Annotated in this window: 26 protein-coding genes and 1 tRNA gene; 20 read left to right on the top strand and 7 right to left on the bottom strand. The window is 57.2% G+C overall.

Annotated elements, in window-relative coordinates; all coding sequences use genetic code 11:
- Positions 1-33: 33 nt before the first annotated feature.
- From ACWISF_RS10540 to ACWISF_RS10505, 8 genes are all read left to right on the top strand, one after another.
- Positions 34-1,653 (top strand): CTP synthase, encoded by a 1,620-nt coding sequence (locus tag ACWISF_RS10540; RefSeq protein ID WP_448381542.1) that lies wholly within the window; start codon positions 34-36, stop codon positions 1,651-1,653.
- 59 nt (positions 1,654-1,712) lie between these two features.
- The gene (locus ACWISF_RS10535) at positions 1,713-2,303 is read left to right on the top strand and encodes a sigma-70 family RNA polymerase sigma factor (protein ID WP_448381549.1); all 591 of its coding nucleotides are present in this window, start codon (positions 1,713-1,715) and stop codon (positions 2,301-2,303) included.
- Positions 2,300-2,584 carry a hypothetical protein gene (locus tag ACWISF_RS10530; protein WP_448381541.1) on the top strand — a complete coding sequence of 95 codons (285 nt, stop codon included), beginning with the start codon at positions 2,300-2,302 and terminating at the stop codon, positions 2,582-2,584. The genes ACWISF_RS10535 and ACWISF_RS10530 overlap by 4 nt, the downstream gene beginning before the upstream one ends.
- A gap of 52 nt (positions 2,585-2,636) precedes the next feature.
- Positions 2,637-2,915, top strand: coding sequence for a 30S ribosomal protein S15 (rpsO, locus tag ACWISF_RS10525; protein ID WP_448381548.1), 279 nt, complete (start codon positions 2,637-2,639; stop codon positions 2,913-2,915).
- 11 nt (positions 2,916-2,926) lie between these two features.
- Positions 2,927-3,313 carry a photosystem II biosynthesis protein gene (locus tag ACWISF_RS10520; protein WP_448381540.1) on the top strand — a complete coding sequence of 129 codons (387 nt, stop codon included), beginning with the start codon at positions 2,927-2,929 and terminating at the stop codon, positions 3,311-3,313.
- A 49-nt stretch (positions 3,314-3,362) separates the two neighbouring features.
- Positions 3,363-4,421, top strand: a complete 1,059-nt coding sequence (aroF, locus tag ACWISF_RS10515; RefSeq protein ID WP_448381539.1) for a 3-deoxy-7-phosphoheptulonate synthase — start codon at positions 3,363-3,365, stop codon at positions 4,419-4,421.
- 56 nt (positions 4,422-4,477) lie between these two features.
- Positions 4,478-6,376, top strand: coding sequence for a UvrD-helicase domain-containing protein (locus tag ACWISF_RS10510; protein WP_448381538.1), 1,899 nt, complete (start codon positions 4,478-4,480; stop codon positions 6,374-6,376).
- Between the two features lie 210 nt (positions 6,377-6,586).
- Positions 6,587-6,994, top strand: coding sequence for a hypothetical protein (locus ACWISF_RS10505; RefSeq protein ID WP_448381537.1), 408 nt, complete (start codon positions 6,587-6,589; stop codon positions 6,992-6,994).
- Here ACWISF_RS10505 and ACWISF_RS10500 read toward each other — a convergent pair.
- Positions 6,975-8,066, bottom strand: coding sequence for a sensor histidine kinase (locus tag ACWISF_RS10500; RefSeq protein WP_448381536.1), 1,092 nt, complete (start codon positions 8,064-8,066; stop codon positions 6,975-6,977). The genes ACWISF_RS10505 and ACWISF_RS10500 overlap by 20 nt on opposite strands.
- A gap of 94 nt (positions 8,067-8,160) precedes the next feature.
- Here ACWISF_RS10500 and hflX point away from each other — a divergent pair, with 94 nt between their 5' ends.
- From hflX to ACWISF_RS10470, 6 genes are all read left to right on the top strand, one after another.
- Positions 8,161-9,762 (top strand): GTPase HflX, encoded by a 1,602-nt coding sequence (hflX, locus tag ACWISF_RS10495; RefSeq protein WP_448381535.1) that lies wholly within the window; start codon positions 8,161-8,163, stop codon positions 9,760-9,762.
- A gap of 30 nt (positions 9,763-9,792) precedes the next feature.
- Positions 9,793-10,362 carry a hypothetical protein gene (locus ACWISF_RS10490; protein WP_448381534.1) on the top strand — a complete coding sequence of 190 codons (570 nt, stop codon included), beginning with the start codon at positions 9,793-9,795 and terminating at the stop codon, positions 10,360-10,362.
- Positions 10,363-10,606: 244 nt separating this feature from the next.
- Positions 10,607-10,679, top strand: a tRNA-Arg gene (locus ACWISF_RS10485).
- A 497-nt stretch (positions 10,680-11,176) separates the two neighbouring features.
- Positions 11,177-11,848 (top strand): SIMPL domain-containing protein, encoded by a 672-nt coding sequence (locus tag ACWISF_RS10480; RefSeq protein WP_448381533.1) that lies wholly within the window; start codon positions 11,177-11,179, stop codon positions 11,846-11,848.
- A gap of 362 nt (positions 11,849-12,210) precedes the next feature.
- The gene (locus ACWISF_RS10475) at positions 12,211-12,768 is read left to right on the top strand and encodes a DUF2518 family protein (RefSeq protein ID WP_448381532.1); all 558 of its coding nucleotides are present in this window, start codon (positions 12,211-12,213) and stop codon (positions 12,766-12,768) included.
- Between the two features lie 158 nt (positions 12,769-12,926).
- Positions 12,927-14,057: an iron-containing alcohol dehydrogenase gene (locus ACWISF_RS10470; protein ID WP_448381531.1), complete on the top strand. Its 1,131-nt coding sequence runs from the start codon at positions 12,927-12,929 to the stop codon at positions 14,055-14,057.
- Here ACWISF_RS10470 and ACWISF_RS10465 read toward each other — a convergent pair.
- Positions 14,017-15,363 (bottom strand): hypothetical protein, encoded by a 1,347-nt coding sequence (locus ACWISF_RS10465; protein ID WP_448381530.1) that lies wholly within the window; start codon positions 15,361-15,363, stop codon positions 14,017-14,019. The two genes, ACWISF_RS10470 and ACWISF_RS10465, sit on opposite strands and share 41 nt — an antisense overlap.
- A 26-nt stretch (positions 15,364-15,389) precedes the next feature.
- On the opposite strand from ACWISF_RS10465, the gene ACWISF_RS10460 reads away from it, so the two are divergent.
- Genes ACWISF_RS10460 through ACWISF_RS10450 form a run of 3 tightly spaced genes read left to right on the top strand, consistent with a single transcriptional unit; the run spans position 15,390 to position 17,319 of the window.
- Entirely contained in the window at positions 15,390-16,043 is a 654-nt protein-coding gene (locus ACWISF_RS10460) for an MBL fold metallo-hydrolase (RefSeq protein WP_448381529.1), read from the top strand.
- A complete protein-coding gene (locus tag ACWISF_RS10455) occupies positions 16,040-17,110 on the top strand; it encodes a phosphotransacetylase family protein (RefSeq protein ID WP_448381528.1) in 1,071 nt (356 codons plus the stop codon). Before ACWISF_RS10460 ends, ACWISF_RS10455 begins: the two co-directional genes overlap by 4 nt.
- Positions 17,095-17,319 carry a TIGR02450 family Trp-rich protein gene (locus ACWISF_RS10450; RefSeq protein ID WP_448381527.1) on the top strand — a complete coding sequence of 75 codons (225 nt, stop codon included), beginning with the start codon at positions 17,095-17,097 and terminating at the stop codon, positions 17,317-17,319. Before ACWISF_RS10455 ends, ACWISF_RS10450 begins: the two co-directional genes overlap by 16 nt.
- 473 nt (positions 17,320-17,792) lie before the next feature.
- On the opposite strand, the gene ACWISF_RS10445 is transcribed toward ACWISF_RS10450, so the two are convergent.
- A complete protein-coding gene (locus ACWISF_RS10445) occupies positions 17,793-18,017 on the bottom strand; it encodes a hypothetical protein (RefSeq protein ID WP_448381526.1) in 225 nt (74 codons plus the stop codon).
- Positions 18,018-18,148: 131 nt separating this feature from the next.
- On the opposite strand from ACWISF_RS10445, the gene ACWISF_RS10440 reads away from it, so the two are divergent.
- Both ACWISF_RS10440 and ACWISF_RS10435 read left to right on the top strand, forming a co-directional pair.
- Positions 18,149-19,000 (top strand): hypothetical protein, encoded by an 852-nt coding sequence (locus ACWISF_RS10440; RefSeq protein ID WP_448381525.1) that lies wholly within the window; start codon positions 18,149-18,151, stop codon positions 18,998-19,000.
- 45 nt (positions 19,001-19,045) lie between these two features.
- Positions 19,046-19,939: a hypothetical protein gene (locus ACWISF_RS10435; RefSeq protein WP_448381524.1), complete on the top strand. Its 894-nt coding sequence runs from the start codon at positions 19,046-19,048 to the stop codon at positions 19,937-19,939.
- A gap of 21 nt (positions 19,940-19,960) precedes the next feature.
- Here ACWISF_RS10435 and nadA read toward each other — a convergent pair whose 3' ends face one another.
- Positions 19,961-20,923 (bottom strand): quinolinate synthase NadA, encoded by a 963-nt coding sequence (gene nadA, locus ACWISF_RS10430; RefSeq protein WP_448381523.1) that lies wholly within the window; start codon positions 20,921-20,923, stop codon positions 19,961-19,963.
- Between the two features lie 510 nt (positions 20,924-21,433).
- Here nadA and ACWISF_RS10425 point away from each other — a divergent pair.
- Positions 21,434-21,883 carry a Fur family transcriptional regulator gene (locus ACWISF_RS10425; RefSeq protein ID WP_448381522.1) on the top strand — a complete coding sequence of 150 codons (450 nt, stop codon included), beginning with the start codon at positions 21,434-21,436 and terminating at the stop codon, positions 21,881-21,883.
- A 133-nt stretch (positions 21,884-22,016) separates the two neighbouring features.
- Here the strand turns inward: ACWISF_RS10425 and ACWISF_RS10420 are convergent, their stop codons facing one another.
- The 3 genes from ACWISF_RS10420 to ACWISF_RS10410 form a co-directional block, all read right to left on the bottom strand.
- A complete protein-coding gene (locus tag ACWISF_RS10420; RefSeq protein ID WP_448381521.1) occupies positions 22,017-22,823 on the bottom strand; it encodes a TlyA family RNA methyltransferase in 807 nt (268 codons plus the stop codon).
- 5 nt (positions 22,824-22,828) lie between these two features.
- The gene (apcB, locus tag ACWISF_RS10415) at positions 22,829-23,335 is read right to left on the bottom strand and encodes an allophycocyanin subunit beta (protein WP_448381520.1); all 507 of its coding nucleotides are present in this window, start codon (positions 23,333-23,335) and stop codon (positions 22,829-22,831) included.
- Positions 23,336-23,689: 354 nt separating this feature from the next.
- Complete coding sequence (locus ACWISF_RS10410; protein ID WP_448381519.1) at positions 23,690-24,025, bottom strand: IS630 transposase-related protein; 336 nt, start codon at positions 24,023-24,025, stop codon at positions 23,690-23,692.
- Between the last annotated feature and the right edge of the window lie 226 nt (positions 24,026-24,251).

Below are 24,251 nucleotides of genomic sequence, written 5' to 3'. Positions count from 1 at the left end.
ACGCCCTGAGTCATTCTTCCGGCGGCGGTTTCTGTGGCTCCCAACGGTGAAGCGGCGACCCGCTATGTCTTTGTCACAGGCGGGGTGGTCTCGAGCATTGGCAAGGGAATTGTGGCGGCCAGTTTGGGGCGGCTGCTCAAATCCCGCGGCTATCAGGTGGCCATTTTGAAACTCGACCCCTACATCAACATAGATGCGGGCACCATGAACCCCTTTCAGCATGGGGAAGTCTTTGTCACCGCCGACGGAGCGGAGACGGATTTGGATTTGGGCCATTACGAACGCTTTACGGATACGCCGGTGTCCCGTTTGAACAATGTCACGACGGGTTCAATTTATCAGGCGGTGTGTAACCGGGAGCGGCGGGGGGATTACGGCGGGGCGACGGTGCAGGTGATTCCCCACATTACCAACGAAATCAAAGACCGGATTCGGCGGGTGGCTGCCGATGCGCAGCCGGATGTCCTGATTACGGAAATTGGCGGCACGGTGGGGGATATTGAGTCGCTCCCCTTTTTGGAGGCGATTCGGCAGTTTCGCAACGAGGTGGGGCGGGCGCAGGTGGTGTATATGCACGTGACGTTGGTGCCCTGGATTGCCGCGGCGGGGGAAATGAAAACCAAACCCACCCAGCACTCGGTCAAGGAGTTGCGTTCGTTGGGGATTCAGCCGGATATATTGGTCTGCCGGTGCGAACGGCCTTTGTCTGCGGAAATTAAGGCCAAGGTGTCGAATTTTTGCGATGTGCCAGTAGACTGTGTGATTACCTCCCAGGACGCCCGCAGTATTTATGAAGTGCCGCTGAATCTGGAAAAAGAGGGGCTGGCAACCCAGGTGTTGCGGCTGTTGGATTTACCGGACCGCCCCTCGGATTTGGCGGCCTGGCGCCTGTTGGTGGACCGACTGTACCATCCCCAGTCCCAGGTGGAAATTGCCCTGGTGGGGAAATACGTGCGGTTGAATGACGCCTACTTGTCGGTGGTGGAGGCCCTGCGCCATGCGGGGATTCATCTGGAAACGGAGGTGAAACTGCGCTGGGTGAGCGCCGAAGATGTGGAGCAAGAGGGGGTAGCTGCCCATTTGCAGGGGATTCAGGGGCTGGTGGTGCCAGGGGGCTTTGGGATTCGCGGCGTCGAGGGGAAAATTGCCGCCATTCGCTATGCCCGCGAGCAGGGGATTCCCTTTTTGGGGTTGTGTTTGGGGATGCAATGTGCGGTGGTGGAATGGGCGCGGCACGTGGCGGGGCTGACCGGGGCCCACAGCGTGGAATTTGACCCTGAAACTGCCCATCCGGTGATCCATCTGTTGCCGGAGCAGAAAGATGTGGTGGATTTGGGGGGCACCATGCGCCTGGGGCTGTATCCCTGCCGGTTGCAGCCGGACAGTCTGGCGGCGCGGTTGTACGGGGAAACGGTGATCTACGAACGCCATCGCCACCGTTACGAATTCAACAACGCCTACCGCAGTTTGTTTTTAGAAAGTGGGTATCGCATTAGCGGTACATCCCCAGATGGGCGGTTGGTGGAGATGATCGAACTGCCGGGGCATCCGTTTTTTGTGGCGGTACAGTTCCACCCGGAATTTGCTTCCCGTCCCAGCCAAGCCCATCCCCTGTTTCGCGGGTTGGTGCAGGCGGCCTTGTCCTGTCGTTGAACCGAAACTGGGGGCGACACGTCTAAACTAATAAACTAAAGAGAGCACGGCGGGTGTTTGTGGTGCAGGCAGCCTCCATCAACCCTATTTCCACCCAGACGGCAGCGTCGGTGTCTCCCGATGTGGCGCTGGTACAACGGTGTCGGCAGGGGGACCCGGAGGGATTTCGCTGGTTATATCGCCGGTTCCAGCCGCAGGTGCGGGCCACGCTCTATCGCCTGTGTGGGGCAGAGGCATTGGACGACCTGACCCAGGAGGTGTTTTTGCGGGTGTGGCGGGGCTTGCCCCGGTTGCGGCAGTTGCATATGTTTAACACCTGGCTTTACCGGATTACCCTGAACGTGGCGGCGGATTACCGGCGACAATGCGCCCAAAAACGTACCCAACTCGCGACGCTGACCCAGACCAGTTCTGACCGGGTAGCTGCACCCGATTTATTACATTTGCACTATGAGGAAGTGGTGCGCCAAGGGCTAGAAACCCTGAGTTTTGACCACCGCACGGTGCTGGTGTTGCACGATTTGGAATCCCTGCCCCAAAAAGAAATTAGCGAAATTTTGCGGATTCCGGTGGGCACGGTGAAATCCCGGTTATTTCATGCCCGCGCCGCGTTGCGTCGTTATTTGGCCGCGCAAGGAGTGACCCTATGAATTGGGAGGATGACCGGTTGGTGGCCTTTTTGCGGCAGTATGCGCCCTGTGCGCCCCCGCCTTCTCCTGGGCTGGAGGCGCGGATTATGCGGGCGACCCGTTGCCAACCCCGCCCGGTATGGCAGTGGGTGCCGCCGGTGGTGGCCATTGCCAGTGTGTCGTTGGGGTTGGGGATGGCGTCTGCCCATCTGTGGCAACCCGGCCCGGCGCAGGTGGCGGAAATCGAGGTCTGGGTCGAGGCGCAATGGCAAAGTCCCAAGGCCTTGCTTCCCCCCCCTTGAGCGCCGCCTGTGCTATAGTCAGTTATTGCCCTTTGCAATGCCCATTCTGCCTATGAGCCTGCTTCAGGAACAGAAACAAGCGCTGATTAACGAATATCAGATACATGCCACCGATACGGGTTCCCCGGAGGTGCAAATTGCCCTGTTAAGCGCCCGCATCAACCAGCTCAGCGAACACCTGCGTACCCACAAGAAAGATTTTTCGTCCCAGCGGGGGCTGTTGCGGTTGATCAGCCAACGGCGGCAGTTGCTGTTGTACCTACGCAAGCATCATCCGGATCGCTACGAGACGCTGATCCAACGCCTGGGAATTCGGGGGTTGCGGGTTTAGGAGGACGGGCGATGGCGAAAAAATCCCGGCGTACGTCCCCCCCACCCAAGAAACGGGGGTGGCAACAGATTCAAGAACCGGGCATGCCGCCGGTGGTCAGCGCCCGCATGGTGCGGCGGATGGGGTGGTTTTGTGGCGTGCCGACAGGCTTGGGGCTGCTGGCGTTTCCAAGCAGTTATTGGCTTTTGCAACAGGGATTCAAAATTCCCGTCGCCGTGGTGGTCATCGTGACCTTGGGCTTGTTTGGCCTGGGGATGGTGGGTTTGAGCTACGGCATCCTGTCTACCTGTTGGGATGCGGACCGGGTGGGGCACTGGCTGGGGTGGCAGGAATTTCGCACCAATTGGGGGCGGTTGCGCTCCAGTTTGCAAGCAAATCGCAACAAAGCCTCAACCTGAGTCCCGCGGTTGGTTACAATACAAAAGTCGTTACCATTTTCCTGCGGCCATGATTATTGTGATGCAACCCGGGGCGCCGGAGTTGGAAATTGAACGGATTAGCGATGAACTCCGCACCTGGGGATTGCAGCCGGAAAAGATTGTCGGTCAGTACAAAGTAGTTATTGGCCTGGTAGGGGAAACCGCCGAGTTACAACCGGAGCGGATTCAGGAACTCAGCCCCTGGATTGAAGAGGTGGTGCGGGTTGAACAGCCGTTTAAGCGGGCGAGTCGGGAATTTCGGCACGGGGAACCAAGTGCGATTGCCATCGAGACGCCCAGCGGGACGGTGGTGTTTGGGGAGCAACACCCGCTGGTGGTCGTAGCCGGGCCTTGCTCGGTGGAAAACGAGGAAATGATTGTGGAGACGGCCCTGCGGGTCAAGGCGGCCGGCGCTAAGTTTCTGCGGGGGGGGGCCTACAAACCGCGCACCTCGCCCTATGCGTTTCAGGGGCATGGGGAAAGTGCCTTGGAACTTTTGGCGGCGGCGCGGGCGGCCTCCGGGCTGGGGGTAATCACGGAGGTCATGGATGCGGCGGATATTGAGAAAGTGGCGCAGGTGGCCGATGTGTTGCAGGTGGGGGCGCGCAACATGCAGAATTTCTCGCTGTTGAAAAAAATCGGCGCCCAAAACAAGCCGGTGTTACTCAAGCGGGGGATGTCGGCCACGATTGAGGAATGGCTGATGGCGGCGGAGTACATCTTGGCTGCGGGCAACCCGAAGGTAATCCTGTGCGAGCGGGGGATTCGCACGTTTGACAGCCGTTACACCCGCAACACGTTGGATTTGGCGGCGATTCCCGTTTTGCGCAAACTCACCCACCTGCCGGTCATGATTGACCCGAGCCACGGGACGGGGAAATCCGAGTATGTACCGGCGATGGCGATGGCGGCGGTGGCGGCGGGGGCGGACGCCCTGATGATTGAAGTGCATCCCAACCCGGCCAAAGCCCTTTCCGACGGTCCGCAATCTTTGACACCGGAGCGGTTTGACCGGCTGATGCGGGAGGAAGTGGCGGTGATTGCCCGGGCGGTGGGCCGTTGGCCGCAGGTGCCGGTGGGGGTGTAAGCACTTCCTCTTTAGGGTGAGATGTAACCGCTATTCGGTACAAGGAGTGTTGCCCAATGGCACACCTTATTTGCCCCCCACGCACCGAATTAGATAGCTTGCGTACTCCCCTAACGGCGGGTGAATTGCGGGTACTGGAGTTTTTTGACCGGTACCTGCCGGAAGGATGGGAAATTTACGTGCAACCGCACCTGAATGGGTTACGTCCAGATTTTGTGCTCCTCCATCCCCACATTGGTATTGCGGTGTTTGAGGTCAAGGATTGGCACCTGGAGGCCATGCCGTATTTTGTGCGGGAAACCAATGGCGTTCCTTCCCTGTGGAGTCGGGATCAAGAGGGCCAAGAGTTTCGTCGCCGGGACAATCCGGTGGAGAAAGTGGCGCAGTACCAGCAGGAAATTCTTGACCTCTACTGCCCCAAACTTGGCTTGCTGGTGAAGGATCATCCTCACGCTATGTCAGTAGTTACAGCGGGCGTGATCATGACAGAAACCAGCACTGCGCGCGCAACCGAATTGTTTCAGCCCTTTTTGGCGCGTTTGGGCTGGCTCGATGACAAGGCTAAACAATATCATCCCGTTGTGGGTCGAGACGCTCTGGCCAGCGGCAATCTGACCCAAGTTTTTCCCAGCGCTAGGTTCAGGCGATCCAGGTTTATGACCCCTGCCCTGGCGGATGACCTGCGCAGTTGGCTCCGGGAACCGGACCATGCTGCCGAACAGCGAACGCCCTTGTCGTTGACCCCCAAGCAAAAAGAAATCGCAACTACCCGCACCCAGACGGGCTACCGTCGGGTGAAAGGGGCGGCTGGCGCTGGTAAGTCCGTGTCCTTGGCGGCGCGGGCGGCTCATCTGGCGGGCGAAGGCAAGGAAGTCCTGGTGGTCACGTTCAATATCACCCTTTGGCACTATCTACGGGATTTAGCCGTGCGTTACGACCACCCTAGCCAGCCTGTCCCGAATTTTATGCAGAACATTACCTGGTTGCATTTTCACGAATGGTGCAGGCGCGTCTGTCACGAAGCGGGTTTGGAAGAGGATTACGGGCGACTTTTCGCAAAGTCAGGCGCCCAGGATGACCTGTTTGAAGAACGCATTCCGGCCTTGGTGGAACGGGCACTCAAAGAAGCGCGGGCATACATCAGCTCCTACGACGCCATTTTGGTGGATGAGGGCCAGGACTTTAACCTGACGTGGTGGAATTTGTTGCGCCAGGTGCGTCGGGAGGGCGGCGAAATGCTTTTGGTTGCCGATGCCACCCAAGACCTGTACCAGCGGGCCTGTCGCTGGACCGATGAGCAGATGCACGGGGCAGGCTTTTCTGGCCCTTGGTTTCAACTTGAGGAGAGCTATCGGTTGCCGCCGGGACTGATTCCCTACCTGCGGCGTTTTGCCGAAACCTTTTTGTCCGGCAATGACCTTGATCTCCCCAAGGAGGTGCAAGGCGATTTGTTTGAGCAACCACTCATGCTCCGCTGGCTGCAGGTGCAAAAACAGGATGCGGCGGTAGATGCCTGCGTCCAAGCAGTGTGCGATTTGGTCAGCAACTCAGCCGATCTCACCTGGGCCGATATTACCCTGCTGGTTGCTACCCACGAAATGGGAATGCGTTGTGTTGACAAACTTGCGAAGAAAAACATTCACGTTTGTCATGTATTTGCTGAGGATTATCAATCGCAAAAAAGGCTCAAGATGCAGTTTTGGATGGGTGATTCGCGGCTGAAAGCAGCCACCGTGCATAGCTTCAAAGGCTGGGAGACGCGGGCACTCGTTGTACATATCAACAAAGCCACGACAGCCAGCGATCTCGCCGAGACTTATGTTGCTCTGTCACGCTTACGCAGTAGTGAAAAGGGAAGTTTCTTAACCGTAGTCTGTTCTGCCCCGGAACTGGAGACCTACGGGAGAACTTGGCCGGAGTTTGTCATGGCTGAACCCTCACCCATCCATTCATAATTCTCTGTTTTTGGTTGCTGTGAACCCTTACTCATGTTGTGATTTGTTTTGTGATTTGAGCAATTCTGGATTCGTTTTGTGGACATGCCTCCGGTGGTGGTGGTTTGCCCTAGGGAAAGGGACGACCCACAACCCCCTAAAAATTTCAGTTAAGATGTTGTACAGTTACCATCAACCTGGCGTTGGTGCTGGTTTGGTTGGGAGTACGGCATGCCGAAGAAAGAGCTTTCCCTAGAAGATTTGGGCATCCAAGAAGGTGACCCGGTGTGGTTTCGCAATGAAAAGGGAGCGAAATTCATCTTCACCGTGAAGTCCCTCTACATCAAGTCCAACGGCCAACCCATGGCAACCCTGAGTTGCCGTAAAGCCTGGGGGGATGAGCAGTACGCCTTACCCGCGCTGCTTTTTGAAAAAGTGCCCCAGGAAGTTTTGGATAGGATTGCCCAGGCTCGGGAGGCACGCAAGGCGGCGGAAGCCCAACAGGCCCAAGCGGTTGCTGCCGGTGAACCAGCCGCAGCCCCCAAGGAACCAAAAGACGTGTCCGCCCGTCCGGCCCGGCGTCCTGCTGAACCGGGGAAACCGCCGCGTCCCCGCAAATTCAACTTTGACCGGCGCTAGGCAGCCAGACTTCCATACGGGTGCCGGGGGGACTGATGAGGGTGACCCGCCCGCCCATTTGGGTCACCAATTCCCGCACGACGGCCAAACCCAAACCCTTGCCGGGGGTAGTAGCCGCCGTGTGCGTTCCGCGGTAGTGCCGCTCAAAGACCCGCTCCTGTTCGGCGGGGGGAATGCCGGGGCCGTCGTCTTGCACCCAAATGACTACCCCATCGGCACTTTGCCGGGTGCCTACCTCAATGTGCCCACCTGCGGGGGTGTATTTGAGGCTGTTGTCCAATAGATTGCTCACTACTTCGCGCAGGGCCGCCGCATCCGCTTGCGCAACCGGACTGGGGTTGGGGGGGTCGTAGGTGAGCGTTAACCCCCGCTCCTGGGCCGTCACTTGCGCTGCCGTCACCAGAGGGGTCAGGAGTTCCACCACGACGACGGGCGTGGCAGTCACGCTGGGCAACAGCAGGGGCACCGTCCCCCCCGGTAACTGAGGTTGGGGCGCCGTCGGTTCTAGCCGCAACAGCAGTTCTTCCAACCGCTCGGTTTGCGCCAGAATGCCCGCGACAACTTCCTGTTCCTTGGCGCCCAACAGCCGCTTGCGTAAGAGCTTGGCAAAGGTTTTCAGGGCACTCAAGGGGCTGCGGAGTTGGTGCAGGACGGTTGCCAGCAGGGCTTGGGTCTGGGTTTGGCCTTCCGTGAGCCGTTGGGTTTGCTGTTGCCAATCCTGCCGCTGTTGTTCTAGCTCCCAGGCCAACACCAGGGTTTGCGCCGCCCGGTGCAGTTGTTGCTGTTCCCAGGTCGTCCACACCATGCCCGGTCGCAACAGCACCAACAACCCCAGCAAGACCTCGCCCTGGACTAGCGGCAAGACCAACTGCTCCGGTTTGGTGTGGGTCAACCAGGGGCTGCTGGGCAAAGCAGTCTGGGTGTGCGGATAGGTGACCAAGGGGGTAAAGGCCCACTGTTCCGTCGGTTGGCGGACATAAAGGGTGCAGCGGGAAACTTGAAACACCTGCCCCAACAACTCTAATTGCGCTTGGCAAAAGGCAATAAATTCTGGGCTAAAGGAAGGAGACATCCAGGTAGGTTCGCAGGCGGCGGCGTTGGCGCTCACCCTGACTATTGGCTATTGTAGGGTATGAAGAATAAGGGCAATTCCTCGATAGGCGTCTTTGGCGGGAACCGGTTTATACGGTGATCTGCGGGGTCTCAAACCGGCGCAGGTGCGGCAGTTGCAACGGCTATACCGTGTGCGTTTGCCCCAGGGGGTGCTGATCACGCCGGAGTTGGGGCAACGGCTGTGGCAGGTGAGTATGGACATTGCCGCGCCGGTGTGCCTGTATGTGAATCGGCGGGGGCAGGTGGTGCGGGTGGCGGTGGGGACGCCGGAAGCGACGCGGGTGCCCCTGTATGAGTTACCCCGTTATGGGGCCGGGCGGTTATCCGGGTGGCGGTGTCTGAGTACCCGTTTGCAGCCGGATGCGCCCAGCAGTGCAGATTTGACCACGCTGATGGAGCAACGCTGGGATGCGCTGGTGACGGTGCACGACCAGCAGGGGTATTGGGCCTATCCAGGGGCCAAAGGGTGGGTCTTGTCGCCGCCCTTGTCGTTGCACGCCTTGGGGCAATTGGATTGGTTGCGCCAAGTGCAGGAACTAGAGCAGGCGGCTGCCCCACCGCCGCGCCGAGAAGAGGAGCAGCGGGTGATTTTGGTGGGGACGCGTCCGGCAACGGTCTCCCTGGCGGCCTTTTGGGCGGGAATGCAGGAAATGGAGCGATTGGTCACCAGCGCTGGCGCTACGGTGGCCGCCCGGGTGGTGCAGGTGCGGCCTCTGCCCCAGGGGTTGGGGGCGGGCAAAATCCAGGAGGTGCGCCAGGCGGGGCGGTTACACGGGGTGGAGGTGGTGGTGTTTAACGGGGATTTGTCGCCCGCGCAGGTACGGAATCTGGAGCGGGCCTTGGAAATGCGGGTGGTGGACCGGACGGAACTGATTTTGGATATTTTTGCCCAGCGGGCGCGTTCTCAAGCCGGAAAGTTACAGGTGGAATTGGCGCAATTGCAGTACCGGCTCACCCGCTTGACCGGGCAGGGGCAGGCGCTTTCTCGCCTAGGCGGTGGCATTGGCACCCGCGGGCCAGGCGAAACCCGTTTGGAAACGGAACGGCGGACGATCCAGCGGCGGATCAGCCATTTGCAAAAACAGGTGGAACAGTTGCGGCAACATCGGGCCCGCCTGCGGCAACAACGGCAACGGCGCGACGTTCCGACCGTGGCGCTGGTCGGGTACACCAATGCAGGCAAGTCCACCCTGTTCAATGCCCTCACCCGCGCCGACGTTTACGCTTCGGACCAGTTGTTTGCCACCCTAGACCCCACCAGCCGCCGCTTGGTGTTGGCCGACCAGCCCCAGCCCATCGTGCTCACGGATACGGTGGGGTTCATTGAAAATTTGCCGCCGCCCCTGTGGGATGCCTTTCGCGCCACCCTGGAGGAATTGACGGAAGCGGATTTGCTGTTGCACGTGGTGGATTTATCCCATCCCGACTGGCAGACCCAGATGCGGGTAGTGGAAGACTGTTTGGCGCAGATGTCCCCCGTGCCCGCCCCGCGCTGGTTGGTGTTGAACAAGCTAGACCAAGTTGACAGCGAAACCCTACGCCAGGCGCAACAACGGTATCCCCATGCCCTGTACGTGGCGGCACGGGAGCGGTTGGGGTTGGAGACCTTGCGGCGGGCGCTGGTGGGGTGGCTGAACCATGCGCTTGCCAGCTAAGGTGGAAAGAGTATCCTGTGACACGTCGCAATGGACGCCAATCTCAGTCATGGCGGCGGGGATCACCCCCTGACCTGGCGCATTTCCCCCTTGGTGCGCTATCCCCTGTACGGATTGTATGCCGTGCTGTTGGGGCCATTGCCTTTTTTGGCGTGGCAGCAGGGGTATGCTTGGGCAACAGGCGGGTTGACCTTGGGGTTGCTGCTGGGCTGGGGTCTGCTGTCTGCCCTGCTCAGTCAACGGGTAGCGGCGGATGCCACCGGTTTGCGGGTTTTTTATCCCGCTTGGGTGCCCTCCTGGTTGGCCAGGGGTTGGCAGGTTCACTGGTCAGAGGTGGTGCGGATTGCTACCCGGCCAACAGGGCAGGGGGGGCGCGTCCATTACCTGGTAACCACCGATGGGCAGGGTTATTTAATTCCCATGCGCGTCAGTGGGTTTAAGCGGTTGCTCGACACCATTACCCAACACACCGGCTTGCCCACTGCCGGTATTTGCCCTTTGGCGCAACCCTGGATGTATGCTGCCATTGGCCTATGCGTCCTGATTTTACTGCCCTTCGACCTGTGGTTGATCGCGCAAACCTGGCAGGGCAACGGCTAAGCGTTCCCCAGTCGCTGGTTGCGGTTGCGTAAGAGGGTGGAAACCGCTAAACCCACCGGCCTGAAGCGGCTCCTCGTTCTCCCTTGCCCCAAAGGGGTCAGCGGATTCGCAAGGTTTGGGGTGATGACGTGCTCCTGATTCTCAACCGCAGGGCAGTCGCGGCAGGGAGCCTTACCCTGGTAGCCTGGTTCCGCCCGGTCAAAATTGCCTCAAACATGGCACAATCATCTCTGTCAAGCCGGTTGCCGTAGTAGCTCAGGGGATAGAGCAGCTGCCTTCTAAGCAGTCGGTCATAGGTTCAAATCCTATCTACGGCGCTCCCCCAAAATACGTCAAAAACACCACTAAAACGCACATTCCCGCCATGAAATCTACTAATCCTGTTGCACCATTCTGTGCCAAAATTCAAGCCGATTTTAAGCCAACGGATAGGGGGCTAACACTAGAGAAGGTTCGGCAGCCATTGAAGGGGTTGTCCTGCCAGGTGGGGTAGTGCGATTCAAGTAAAACAAGTAAAAGAATGGATGCCATAATTCCCGCAAAGCCCTATCTTACGGGTATGTGCGCAATGGTTCATCCACCCCTGATGCTTCTTCCTAAAAAGGCAAAACCACCGACCTGACAGAGCACCTTATTACCATTTCTTACGCATTACCAAGATAGCCTTAACCTTCATTCCAGCATCATTCACAATAATTTCATTTCGTTAGATGAACCCGGTCATGCTGTCGGGAACTTTTCCAGCAGTGGATTCTTCCTGAAGTCAGAACAGAAATTGACCCAAGGCGGTAATCCAAACATGATGAGAAAAGGTATGCAAACAAGCTGGTGGGTGGGGGTACTGCTTGTGAGCCTGTGGTCGGGAATGTCTCCGGCTTCGGCGGAAACCCAAGAACGGATATTACGGGTGACAGGACAAGGGGTGATCACCATACCGGCACAACTGGCGGCAGTGGAAGTGGGGGTGGAACTTCGCGGCAACAATGCCAACCAAGTGCAGACGGAAATCGCCCAACGCATGGATAAAATCATCAGCACTTTGCGCCAAAAATCTGCGGAAAAATTGACGACTACGGGGGTACAGCTTTTCCCCATTTATGGGGAGCGGCAACAACTACTTGGATTCATCGGACGGAATACGGTACGGTTTCAATTACCGATTTCGCAGACAGGAGCGGTGCTAGATGCGTTGGTGGCGCAAGGGGTAAATCAAATTAACCACCTGAGTTTTGTGGCCAATGACGCCACCCTAGAACAAGGCAGAATGCAAGCGTTACAAGCAGCAGTACAGGATGCCCGCAACCAAGCCCAGACCGTTCTCCAAGCCCTCCAACTCACCCCTAAAGAAGTGGTGGGCATTACCATTTTAGGCAGCAGTATCCCTGCTCCCCGCAGTTTTGAATTGGCCGAATTGCGTGCCGGTACACCGATTGTCGGGGGAGAACAAACGGTGCAAGCTCAGGTACAGTTGGCAATCCGCTACTGAATGGATGTGCTAACCACTACCCCTATTCCACCGGTTTCTACACACGCACTCGACAAACATTGTTCTTTGTGTCTCCGCGCAAGGTTCACATAGCAGTCCTACTTAATTAAAAAATAATTAATAAAAAGAAAAGAACAAAAATTCTGCAGGATCAAGGATTGGGTTAGTGCGCTTGCGGCTGTTGTTCTGAACTGATTTAGGAGGGCTGACCTTTGTGCTTAGAACATTTGGGCGCAGCATCAGGGTCTAAATTTTTTGATGTTTTTGTGATGACATTTTCTTCCTCCAGCCGGAGGTGTGGGTTGCATCGTGCCATTGATGGACGGGTGGCGGGCGCAGTAAGTTAAAAAAAGAGTCGGTTGATGGATGACACAGTGGTTGGGTGGGGGTTGGCAATCCCGACGACAACGGAATTTGCCCTGGCAGCGCAGGTGTCGGGGGGCATCACCCTATTGGTTGCGCTGTTGACGCTGGTGGGGTTTGGTTTCGGTTGGGGCATCCGCTTCCGGCTGGTGGGGATCACCGGGTTTTTGGCGCTGGTGACGGGGGGGTTGTTTGCCCTGGGGTTGACGCCGGTAACCCGCACGGTGATTCCCAATGCCAGACCCTATACGACGGTGTATGACGGGGGGGGCACGCAGGCGGTGATTGCCGTGGCCGCGGACATCACCCCGGAGCAATTGGCAGCGACGCTCCAGCAGGCGGCCAACAATCTCTTTTCCTACGGGCGCTTGGCCAAGGGGGAGGCGGTGTTGACCATCCGAGCACGTACCCTCCTCCACCCAGAACCGGGGGTCACGGAGCCGGTGTATCTGGGACAGGTGCGACGCTCGTTGCGGCAACGACAAGACCCGGCCATGGTCATCGAATTAGATACCCAAGCTCTGGCACGGGTGCAGCAGGCACAGGCAGGTTCTTAACCAGGTTCCTCAGCAGGTCGGCAATTCAGATTAAAATTGACTAGGTTATCCCATGGCATAAGGCTACCTCTATTCATTTCAGACAAATTATGCCCATTGTGTAGGGGGGCAAGGCAGGAGCCAGGGAAACATCATGATGGAAAATGGTTCGGATCGCCATGATGGAATCCCCATGCGACAACCCTAAGGGAAATACATTACCTATCGGGTCAGAGTCGGTGATTGCGCCGCGAATAGTCCTGCGGGGACGGGGTGTCCTTGCCCAAGCGCGGGAGCGGTTGTTGGCCCTGGCAAGGCGCTGGCTGTTGGTGGGTGGGCAGACCAGCAGCAGTTTGGTGTTGCCCCGGTTGCAGGCGTTGGGCATCGCGCCGGTGCAAGTGGTAACCCTCCGGGAATGTACAGAAGCGCTGCGCCAGGAATTGGCGACGGTGATTGCCCGCCAGCGAATTGCGGGGGTCATTGCCTGTGGCGGGGGTAAAGCCCTCGATGCCGGAAAATTGGCGGCTCACGATGCCCAACTGCCGGTGGTAACCATTCCCACCACGGGAGCGACCTGTGCTGCCTGGACGGCCTTGAGCAATATCTACTCCCCGGCGGGCGCATTTCAGTACGATGTTCCCCTGCGCACCTGTCCCGAACTGCTGCTGTTGGATTACGACCTGGTGCAGACGGCACCTTCGCGTACCCTGGCTGCCGGGATTGGCGATGCCCTGGCCAAATGGTACGAAGCGGCGGTCAGCAGTCGCCAGTCCACCGACCCGTTGGTAGTCATGGCCCTCCAACAGGCCAGAGTCCTGCGGGACATATTACTGCAAAAAGCAGTACTTGCCTTGGCGACGCCGGGGGGAGAAACCTGGCAGCAGGTCGTGGATGCAACGGTACTCCTGGCGGGCCTGGTCGGGGGCGTCGGGGGTGCTCGGTGTCGGGCTGTGGCCGCCCACGGGGTCCACAACGGCCTGACCCATTGGCCGCAGACCCAGCGGTGGCTCCACGGCGAGAAAGTGGCTTTGGGGATTTTGGTGCAGTTGCGGCTGGAGGAAATGCAGGGGTATCCGCTGGCAGGCGTCGCGCGGGCACAATTACTACATCTGTATCACCAAATCCATTTGCCCTGTACCCTGGCGGATGTGGGGTTAGGGGACGAGGATGCCCCAGCCCTCGCTGCGCAGATTTGTCGGCCTGGGAATGACATTCACCGGTTGCCCTTTGCCGTGACCCCAGCGCAGGTACTGGAGGCCCTGCAAACCACTACCCAACCCTGGGCCAAAACCCAGGTACCGGCAGGATAATCGCCAAAAACAGCGCCAAGGCCAGCACCCCCAAGCCATCCCGCCAGGCGTCCAGTTCCGTCACCTCCTCCAAAACCGGGGGCGGCAGGGCCGGGAGCAACCACACCAGCACCCCCCACAGCCGCAACCACGGCTGTATTTGCCAACCCAGCAGCAAAATCAGCCCCTTGGTGACCCAGCCCCAGCGTTGCGCCGCCTGCCGTCCCAGCAACCCATGCAGCAGCCGTCCCCCATCCAGACTGCCTACCGGCGTCAATTGCACCGCCAGCAGCCCAAGGCCGACCACCCCTGCCCAGGCCAGCGGATGCAACTGCAACCCCATCGTCGGAGACAACGCCTCCCCCCACACCCAGCGGCTCATGACCCATACCAATAGCGACGTCTGGGGACGGAAGCCCCCCAGGGCCAATTCCGAATGGCGCAATCCCCAGGCCAACAGCGCCAGCGCCACTCCCAGCCCCAAACCGACGCCCGCTACCGCCCCATCCACCAACGCCCGCCGGTGGGGCAACGGCACCGGCATTTCCCCATAGGTACCCAACACCCCCGGCCACACCGGCAACGGCAACACCCACGGCCAACCCCGGCGAATGCCATAGGCCCGCAGCCCCCACCACTGCCCCACCTCCCGCGCCGCCAAAACCGCCAGCACGCCCAGCCCGTACCCCCAGCCCAAAGGCGCCGTAATCCCCAAGTAGGGCGCGGTCACTGTCATCGTCGTCCCCAAGCCCAACGCCAGACACCCCAACGCCCCCAGCCAGCCATAGCGTGGCCAGGAACGCACCCGCCGCGGCACGAGAGCAAACCGGTGGGAGGCACCCGCCGTCGGTTCCAAAAACAGCCAAAACCGCTGTCCCCAGCGGGCCTGAATCTGCGCAGCCACCACCTGGTAGGCTTCGGCAGCCTGCACCCGCAACCGACCATAACAGAACACCACCTCCCCTTGCTGGTCAATCCGCTGCAGGGGATACACCTCCCAGGGAAAACACTGGCGCAATTGGGACAACTCCCGCGGCGTCAGGGGAGAAGGCGCTCGCAACCAGGGGGGCGGCGGCTGGGGCACCCCTCCACCCTGTCCCAACAACAACAGAATAAACAACCCACTCAAGAGAAACGGCGCCACCACCCACAGCGCCGGCATCAACGTCTGTTCCCCGTGCAACCAGACCCACAGCCCCACCACCAACCCCGGCAGCATCAGCACCAACCATAGCAACCACCAGGGCGTGCGACTCAAGTAGCGGACACGATGCCACACTAGAAGAAAGGTTGTGACTGCCAACACCCCCAAGGCAACCCATGTCATCGTCCCACCCGGCCCCGAAACCTATCTTGGACGGAATTTTTGCCTTTCCCCCCCAGCGACACACCCTGGGCGGCACCAGCTATTTCATTGTAGGAGAAGCCCTGGGGCTAAGCGGCAATCTACTCATTGACTGTCCCGACAGCGCCTTTCAACCCTGGTGTCAGGCCCAAGGCGGCATCCAGTACCTTTTGCTCACCCACCGAGACGGCGCCGACCGCATTCCCCAATGGCAGGCGACCTTTGGCTGCCCGGTGGTGACCCAACAACAGGAAGCCTACCTTTATCCCGGCGTCTGGGTGCGTCCCTTTGCCCAAACCCTAACCGTCGTGCCAGACGTCACCATGATTTGGACACCGGGTTATAGTCCCGGCAGCAGTTGCATCTACCTCGACCGCCTGGGGGGCGTGCTGTTTACCGGACGGCATCTGCTGCCCAACCCCCAGGGCGAACTGAGCCTGATCCGCACCCGCACCACCTTCCACTGGCCGCGGCAGCAGCGCAGCATGGTCTGGCTGCAAACCTGGTTGGGAGAACGTCCCGTGCAGTACTTTTGCCCCGGTGCCAACACGGGGTTTCTCCGGGGACGGGGCTGGCTGCGCCCGGCTTCACCCACCGCTTGGTATAATGAGGTGCGGAGGGAGGAGGGAAATGCGTCCGCTATCCCCCAGGGAAAGGAGTGACCAGCCGTTTTTTGTTGATCGGTTCCACGCAGGCATACAGTGGTAAATCCACCGCCACCCTTGGGATTGCCCAACAACTCCAAGCCCGTCAGCTCCGCATCGGTTACGGCAAGCCGGTTGGCACCGAGCGGGTGACCAGCGACCCAGTGCCCCTGGATGCAGATGGGCAATTGGCCGCCCAGGTGTTAAAGTTACCGCCGGACTGTCTGGCGCCTACCTTAGTCTTTTGGGAAGACTGGCTCAAGCAGCCGGATTTGTTGCTCCAGGTTGCGCCCTTGACGGAGCAATTGGCGCAGTATCAAGCCTTAACCACCCCAGAGGTGATGCTGTTGGAAGCGCCTGCCAATTTAGCCGAGGGACATGTGTTTGGCTTGGGTTTGGCGCAAATTGCGGCCACCTTGGCGGCCAAGATTATCCTGGTGGTGCGCTACCAATCCCTGCTGCTGGTGGATGAACTGGTGATGGCGCAGGCGCATTTGGGCGAACGGCTGATTGGGGTATTGCTCAATGCGGTGCCTGCGGATCAACCGGTGCAGGAAGTGGTGGTGCCACTGTTGGAGCAACGGGGGATTGCCGTGTTGGGGGTCTTTCCCCGCAGTCGGCTGTTGCGGAGCGTGCCGGTGGGCGAATTGGCGCACCATTTGCAGGCGCGGGTAGTCTGTTGTCCGGAACGCATGGATTTGCTGGTCGAACATCTTTCGATTGGGGCCATGAGCGTGAATGCCGCCCTGGATTACTTCCGCCAAGGGGTGAATATGGTGGTGGTCACCGGCAGCGGTCGCACGGACATTCAACTGGCCGCCCTAGAAGCCTCGACCCAGTGCCTGGTCTTGACCGGCCCAAATCCCCCCAGTCCCATAGTCCTCAGCCGGGCCGAGGAGATGGAAGTGCCTATTCTCATGGTGGACATGGATACGCTGACGGCGGTGGAAATTATTGAACGGACCTTTGAGCAAGTGCGGTTGCGGGAGCCGGTGAAAATCCAATACGTGCAACAGATGATGGCCCAGTACCTGGATACAGAGCGGCTGTTGCGTCGGTGGGGTTGTCCATGTCCCAGCGGTTGAACCTACGGTTGGGTTCCTCGTGGACAGCGCGGCAGACAACCTGGGGGTGGCGGCACTTTCAGGTGAAAAACATCAAACGCCACGCAGGCTTTACGTTTGTGGAAATGGTGGCGGTCTGTGACCCCAAAGTGCGTTTTTGGCTGAATGCCCGGCAATTGGCCGACCGAGAACTCTGGCAACCCGGCTGGCAACCCCGGCCTCTGCTCTGAAAGTATCGCTTCTCAGAAATGTTGAACTCTCAAACAAAAGTTCATCAATTGCAGGCCGATAAAATACCTAATGAGCTAATTTGAGATTAATTATCAATAAACATCCGCTGCCATCGGCCTGTTCTGGATCATCGGGCTAGAGGCATAGCAAACCCCTGGAATCTTATTCTATCTTATTCTTAAGTACGACCACTTCCAGGGGCAGTTGGGGCACCAGGATTAGATGCACAATTTTTGCAGTTACCAAGCACGACACCCCTGACAGCCGGCTTCAATGGCGATGCCACAAAATTACAGTTGTTTCACAAGAACATGCCACACGTTGAGGCACTGGGTCACGGTATCCCCTTTTCGGGCAGGGTTTGCAGCTAAAGGCAAATGTCGTAACCTTGGTGGAAATGACGATACTTGACAGTTCCTGACGGAAAACTTTGATAATTCCCAGGGCGAAAGTGCCACCATTTCGCCAGGGGTTACGATGCTGAGGGCGACCCAACCTTTTGCCAAAGTTCCCAGAATCGGTACAGGATGGCGCGCGGACCAATGCCAAAACCGAATTGCAAAAGCAGTAAAATTGCACCAATGGTCAATAGGGTTTTGCCAGTGGTGACGGTTACCTTCACCACCCAACGCAATACCAGCCAGATGAGCAGCAGAGTTAAACCGATGAAAATAAGTTCTTCAATCGTCGTCCGCATCGCATGCTCTCGCACTATAGCAGTAATTTTTACCAGAGAATAAACTTATCTTAACTTTGTTATGTTATCCTATAGCCCATAGCTTGTCAAATCAGAAACGATAAATTATTGTGATTAAGAGGCCATGAAAATTGTCCGCAGAAATGATCGCATTATTTTCGACCTTTCTCTACCTGGTTCCACTTAACCTATTTTCAGTCGTATTTTTCTTATTTTTTTGTAGCGCTCCTCTATTGGCTATTTTATCTGCAGTTCGCTCCTTAGGTACCTTTGAAATTGCTTGTACGAAGCTAGAACCACAAACGGTAGATTGTGAACTGGTTCACAAACCGTATTTCCCCTTGTTCCCCACTACCAAAGAGATTTATTCAGGCATTAAAGGGGCACAGTACGACTTGGAAACTAGGAGAGAAAAAGATAGTGAAGGGGATGAGATAACTTACACGGTACATTACGTTATTTTTCAAAAGGTAACAGGGCAAGAAAAGGTTGAGTTTGAGGGGGATGTAGCACAGTTTTTGGTGAACCATATCCAGGACTTTCTCAAAGATAACCGGCCAAATTCTTCGGCGATGATTGCGCGTGAAGCTGATCTCACTTTTTGGCTGATAATAGGGCCTCTTTTGGGATTTTTGGCAATTGGATCACTTGTTGCCACCACAGTGATTTACCGTGAATGGGTTGAGATTAACCCTTACTGCGTCATTCATACCCGTATTGGTCTGCCTTGGTATAAAAAGGTCATTCGGTTCACCGAGATTGACTGTCTGAAGGTCACGGAAGAAATAGCAGAAGAAAGTACGCGCAAAATCTATACTCTAAAATTAGTAATTCAACCGAGAGATGGTTTCAGGAAGTCGGGTCAAGAAATTCGGCTTTATGCCCATAACGCTCCCCAGGAAGTTTTGCAGTTGAGCCAGGAATTGGCCGATAGGATGGGGGTGCCTCAGGTACTCCCCAAACATCTGTGTTCTTCCTCGTGAAAGCGGTGTCAAGCTACAGTAGAAGGGGTTGGGCAGGAAAGAGTGATGTGGCGAGAACTACGACGACCCACTTGCCAACTGCGTCTGCGGTGGGGTCATTTTTGTCTCAAGTTGGCAAATGGCTGGGAAATTCGCGGCAAACGGGACCAGTTGACGGCCTTGACGGTGTTGGTTTTGGCGTATGTAGCGGCGCCTCCCCCGCCCGTTGCCCCCGCACAACAGCGAGGGGAATTGTTGCCTGTGGGGGCATCCCTGCCCGTACCCCACCGCTACGCCCTGGAATTGGGGGGCTTGGCACCAGCAATGAATCTGACGCTCCAGGAGTTGTATGACCTGGTGTGGGTGCTGGAAGCGGCGCAAACCCCCCGGTTTCCCTGGTGGCAGCAGGGTCTGGGTTGGCTGGCCTTGGGGGTCGGGTTGGTGCTGGCGTTGGGTTTGGCCTGGTTGCCCCGACCGGTGGAACGGCTAGTCGTGACCCGCCTGGTTCCCCGCCCCCAGTCACCTCAGACGTTGCCCGCACCGAGTCCACCACCGACGCCACCTCCGGGCACAACCGTTGCCCTGGAACCGGTGAGCAATCTGCCACTGCCACCGGTTCCATCCCAGCCCAAGCTGCCTACACCGCCAAGCAGCAAGCTGCCCACGCCGTCGGTTGCGCCCCCGGAGTTGCAGGGGCTGGAACGTTATTTCCGCCAGCGTTGGCAGCCACCCCCCAGCTTGCAGCACCCCCTGCGCTATCGGTTGGTGGTCACCCGCCAAGGCGCGTTAAGCCAAATTACCCCCCTTTCCCCCGCAGCAGGCGTGTTTTTGGATCAAACTCCCATGCCCCTGGTGGGCGAGACGTTTATGGGAACAATTCCCCAAACTGCCACCGTTCAGTTGGTACTGGCACCCGATGGGCAAGTGCAGGTGTGGTTTGAAGGTTGGAGCCAAAATTAAAAACTATTAAAAACTTAAAACTTATTGAATGCCCTGGCTCATCGCCAACATCCGTTCCAAGGGCGCCAGCGCCGCCAGACGCACCTCCTCCGGCAAAGTAATTTCCGGTTGCCGATCCCGCAGCGCCAAATACACCTTTTCCAACGTATTCAACCGCATATAGGGACAGTGATTACAGGCACAGCCATCGTTGGCCGGGGCAGGGATGAACTGTTTGTGGGGCGCTACTTTTTGCATCTGGTGAATAATGCCCGGTTCCGTCACCACAATAAATTGCTCCGCTTCGCTGCGCTGGACATACCGGAGTAAACCGCTGGTGGAACCAATGTAATCCGCCAAATCCAACACCGGTGCTTCGCATTCCGGGTGGGCGATGATTTGCGCCTTGGGGTAACGGACTTTTAACTTCACCAACTGTTGATAGGAAAACGTTTCATGCACCAGACAACTGCCCGGCCATAACACCATTTCCCTGCCGGTTTGTCGCATGACATAACGCCCCAGATTTTGGTCAGGCGCAAATAAAATCGGCTGTTCCGGGGGAATTTGCTGCACGATGGCAACGGCATTGGAACTGGTGCAAATAATATCGCTCATCGCCTTAATCGCGGCGGAACAATTAATGTAGGAAATCACCAAATGGTCAGGATAACGGGCTTTGAATTGGGCAAATTCCTCCGGGGGACAGGAATCGGCCAACGAACAACCAGCAGCCAAATCCGGGAGCAATACCTGCTTGTCGGGATTGAGAATCTTGGCCGTTTCCGCCATGAAATGCACGCCCGCAAACAAAATCACATCCGCATCCGTCTGGGCCGCCTGCCGCGACAACCCCAGGGAATCCCCCACATAGTCGGCAACATCCTGCACTTCCGACTCTTGGTAATAATGCGCCAAGATCACCGCCCGCAATTCCCGCTTGAGCGCTTGGATCGCCCCCACCAAATCCCTAGGCACCGCCGCTTCGGCCACCGGCACCAACATAGACGCCCCCTGAGCGAATTTGTAACGCTTTGTTTAATTATCGTTGATTTTACCAAAAATGGGTAGTGCCATCTTTTTATTATTACAATTTTACTACAATTAGGGCTATGCCTTCCCGCCGGAGTGGCTGCCATTCCCCAGGATAGGCTTTTTAAGTTCTAGGTGGTTAATGGCCGTAAAGCCCTATGTTATGGGGATTTGCGCCATGTTTCATCCACTGCTTTTTTTCCCTAGAAAGGCAAAGCCACCGACCTGGTTACCATTTCTTGAGCATGACAAAGCTAGCACTACCCAAAAAGGGGCAGCCAGAGGGCTTCCGGCAAGGAGGACAGAAGCTGCCTGGCTCGACCATCTTGACAATAGGTATCCAAATACACCAAAACTCGGTAGGGAGGGCGCTGCTTGGGGCTTGCGCGCGGGTTTTCGCCTGCAAAAACGAAGTGGGAATGAGTTTAATTTCGGTTATAATTGTAGTGTATATTAACCTAGCTTTAACAAACTGTGCGGGTGATGGCGAACGGGTCTGCCGGGGTACGTTCATTAGAGGGGGCGATTCAGCGGTGTCAAGCCCTGGGAATGCGCCTCAGTCGGCAACGGCGTGCCATTTTAGAACTGCTTTGGCGCACGGGGGAGCATTTATCGGCGCGGGAAATTTATCATCGTTTGCACGCGCAGGGGCAAGCCATTGGTCATACTTCTGTGTATCAAAACCTGGATGCTTTGGCGTCGCAGGGGGTGATTGAATGTATTGAACGGGCCAACGGGCGGTTGTACGGCAGTGTGAGCGAAATGCACAGCCACGTCAACTGTTTGGATACGCAGCAAATTTTGGATGTGTGGGTCGAATTACCCCCGGAAATTATTGCCCAAGTGGAGCGGGAAACGGGCACCAAAGTCACCGGTTATCGGGTGGAATTTTTTGGGTATCGGTCGCCGGGACATCCCACCTCTGATGACTGACCGGGCGTTGCTTAGACATAAGCCATAACCAAAGCGGGCCATGTTCGGGGTAGAAAATGTGGCCTCCAGGAGCTATGAAATTCCTGGTTTTCAGCGGGCAATGGTTTTTGGGGAGGGATGGCATTGGGAATCGCTAACCAACAGGGGCGGTCGTTGCTTGGGCAATCAGGGCGTCCCAGGCCTTCTCTGGAATGGGGGTGCCGGTGGTTCCCAGCCAGAGGAGATATTCCCGATTCCCTGCCGGGCCGAGGAGGGGGGAGTGGGTCAACCCCTGCACCTGCCAACCCTGCCGGCAGGCAGCCTGGGCCACCTGAGCGATTGCCTGCGCCTGGGCTTGCACCTCCTTGACCACCCCGCCTTTACCAACCTGCGCCCGCCCTACCTCAAATTGGGGCTTGACCAAAATGACTGCTTCTCGCGGTGGCACGAGTAAATGCCATAGGGCCGGGAGAATTTTCGTGACCGAGATAAAGGCCACATCCACCACCGCCAAATCCGGCCAGGGGTCATGCGGCTGGTAAATCTGTTGGGGTTGCAGGTAACGGAGGTTGGTGCGTTCCCACAAACGCAGGCGTGGGTCCTGGCGCAGACGCCAAGCCACCTGTCCATAGCCCACATCCACCCCATACACCAAACGGGCGCCCCGTTGGAGCAAACAATCGGTAAACCCGCCGGTGGAGATGCCCCCATCCAAAGCCACCCGGTTGCTGACGGCAATCCCAAACCTATCCAGGGCATGGGCCAGTTTCTCGCCACCGCGGGACACGTAGGGGGAACGTGCTTGCATCGTAATGCAACTGTCGGTCGGCACCCAGGCTCCCGCCTTGTCCACCACCTGCTGATTCACCTGCACCCAACCCGCTTGGATCAGCCGTTGCGCCTGTTGCCGCGTGGGGCACAAACCCCGGCGTACCAAAAGGATATCCAGTCGCTCCTTCACAGCGCTTAGAGGTCTTGTTCGCTCAGGCCCTGGGCCAGATGGTCAAAGGGCTCGGCGATAAAGTCGCCGGTGATTCCTGCTTGAGCTGCCATCGCCTGCACCTGCTCCTTGAGAATTTGAATCCCCCGCACCGAGGGACCCAGGGGTACGCCCAGGGAATGATAGGTTTCCCGCAGGCCTGCCAACACCCGTTCGTCCAACACATCGGTACTGCCTGCCACCAGGGCATAGCTGGCATAGCGCAGGAAATAATCCATATCCCGCAAACAGGTGGCATAGCGGCGGGTGGTGTAGGCATTGCCCCCCGGACGGATTAACTCCGGCAGTTCCGTAAACAGTTGGGAAGCCGCCTTGCGTACCAAATTGGCCGCCTCGCCATTGATCATCCGCGCCACTTGAATCCGGGCCATGCCCGTCGCAAAATAACTTTGCAAACGTTCAATTCCATTCCGGTCAAAATAACGTCCGGCCAGGTCATAACGGGCAATCACACTGGTAATGGCATCTCGCATGGTAGTACTCTAACGATGAAAAGCGGTTTGTAACAGCACCCCTAGCTTATCACGAAGGGTACCTCTCGTCAGGGTTTTGCTGAGAAAGTCTGTTCGCGTAAACGGGACGGAGTCCTTACTTTAATAAACATTACTCGCTTTTTTTAGAAGATGTTATCACGCAGGAGGGGGGGGATTCAAGTTGTGTTATTCGCTTTCAAAACAGAGTTATAGTCGTTTCACAAGAAAATGCAACACTTTGAGGCACTGGTAATCACTGTATCCCCTTCCAGGATGGTGCTTACAGGTAAAGGCGAATGTCGCAAACTTGTTGGAAATGACTATAATTCTCTCAATGTGCGAAAGTATAACATTCTATCGGAATGATTTCTTTCTCGATACCGAAACTGTTTTTTTTCTCCTGATATTTAGCCGCTTCAATTGATAATATATTGAGCTGGGTACTACCCCAAACTCTTGTGCTCTTTGCTTCAAAGTCTTATCGGGGTACTTCGCCACATCTTGCTCCAGTCTGGCAATATCGATTTTCCTCTGCCTTCTCACTACTCTGGTACGCTCCAGATTGGGTTTATCGAGCCACCGGTACACGGTTGCTCGGTTGATGCCGAAGATGCGCGCTGCTTTGGTGATACTATTCCCGTTCTCAATGAAACTTATCACCTTCTTCCGTAAATCCAGACTGTAACACATTCTGATTCTCCTCCTTGATTCTCACCTTCCTCCCCATCTTACACCCTCCTCCCATAAAATGTTGCATTTTCAATAAAAATGACTATAGTTTTAAGGCGGTCACGGGTGCGGCAATGGTGCGCGTTCCCCCTGCGCGTTTGGGAATTTCAAAAGTGATATAGCGATGTTTTGGAGGTACGCGGTAGATGAGATGCACCAAATGGTCATCGCTCACCTGCAACAAACG

This window comes from Gloeomargarita sp. (genome assembly GCF_053491055.1).
Note: the sequence above shows the minus strand (reverse complement) of the source record. Positions and strands in the feature narration are given on the sequence as shown.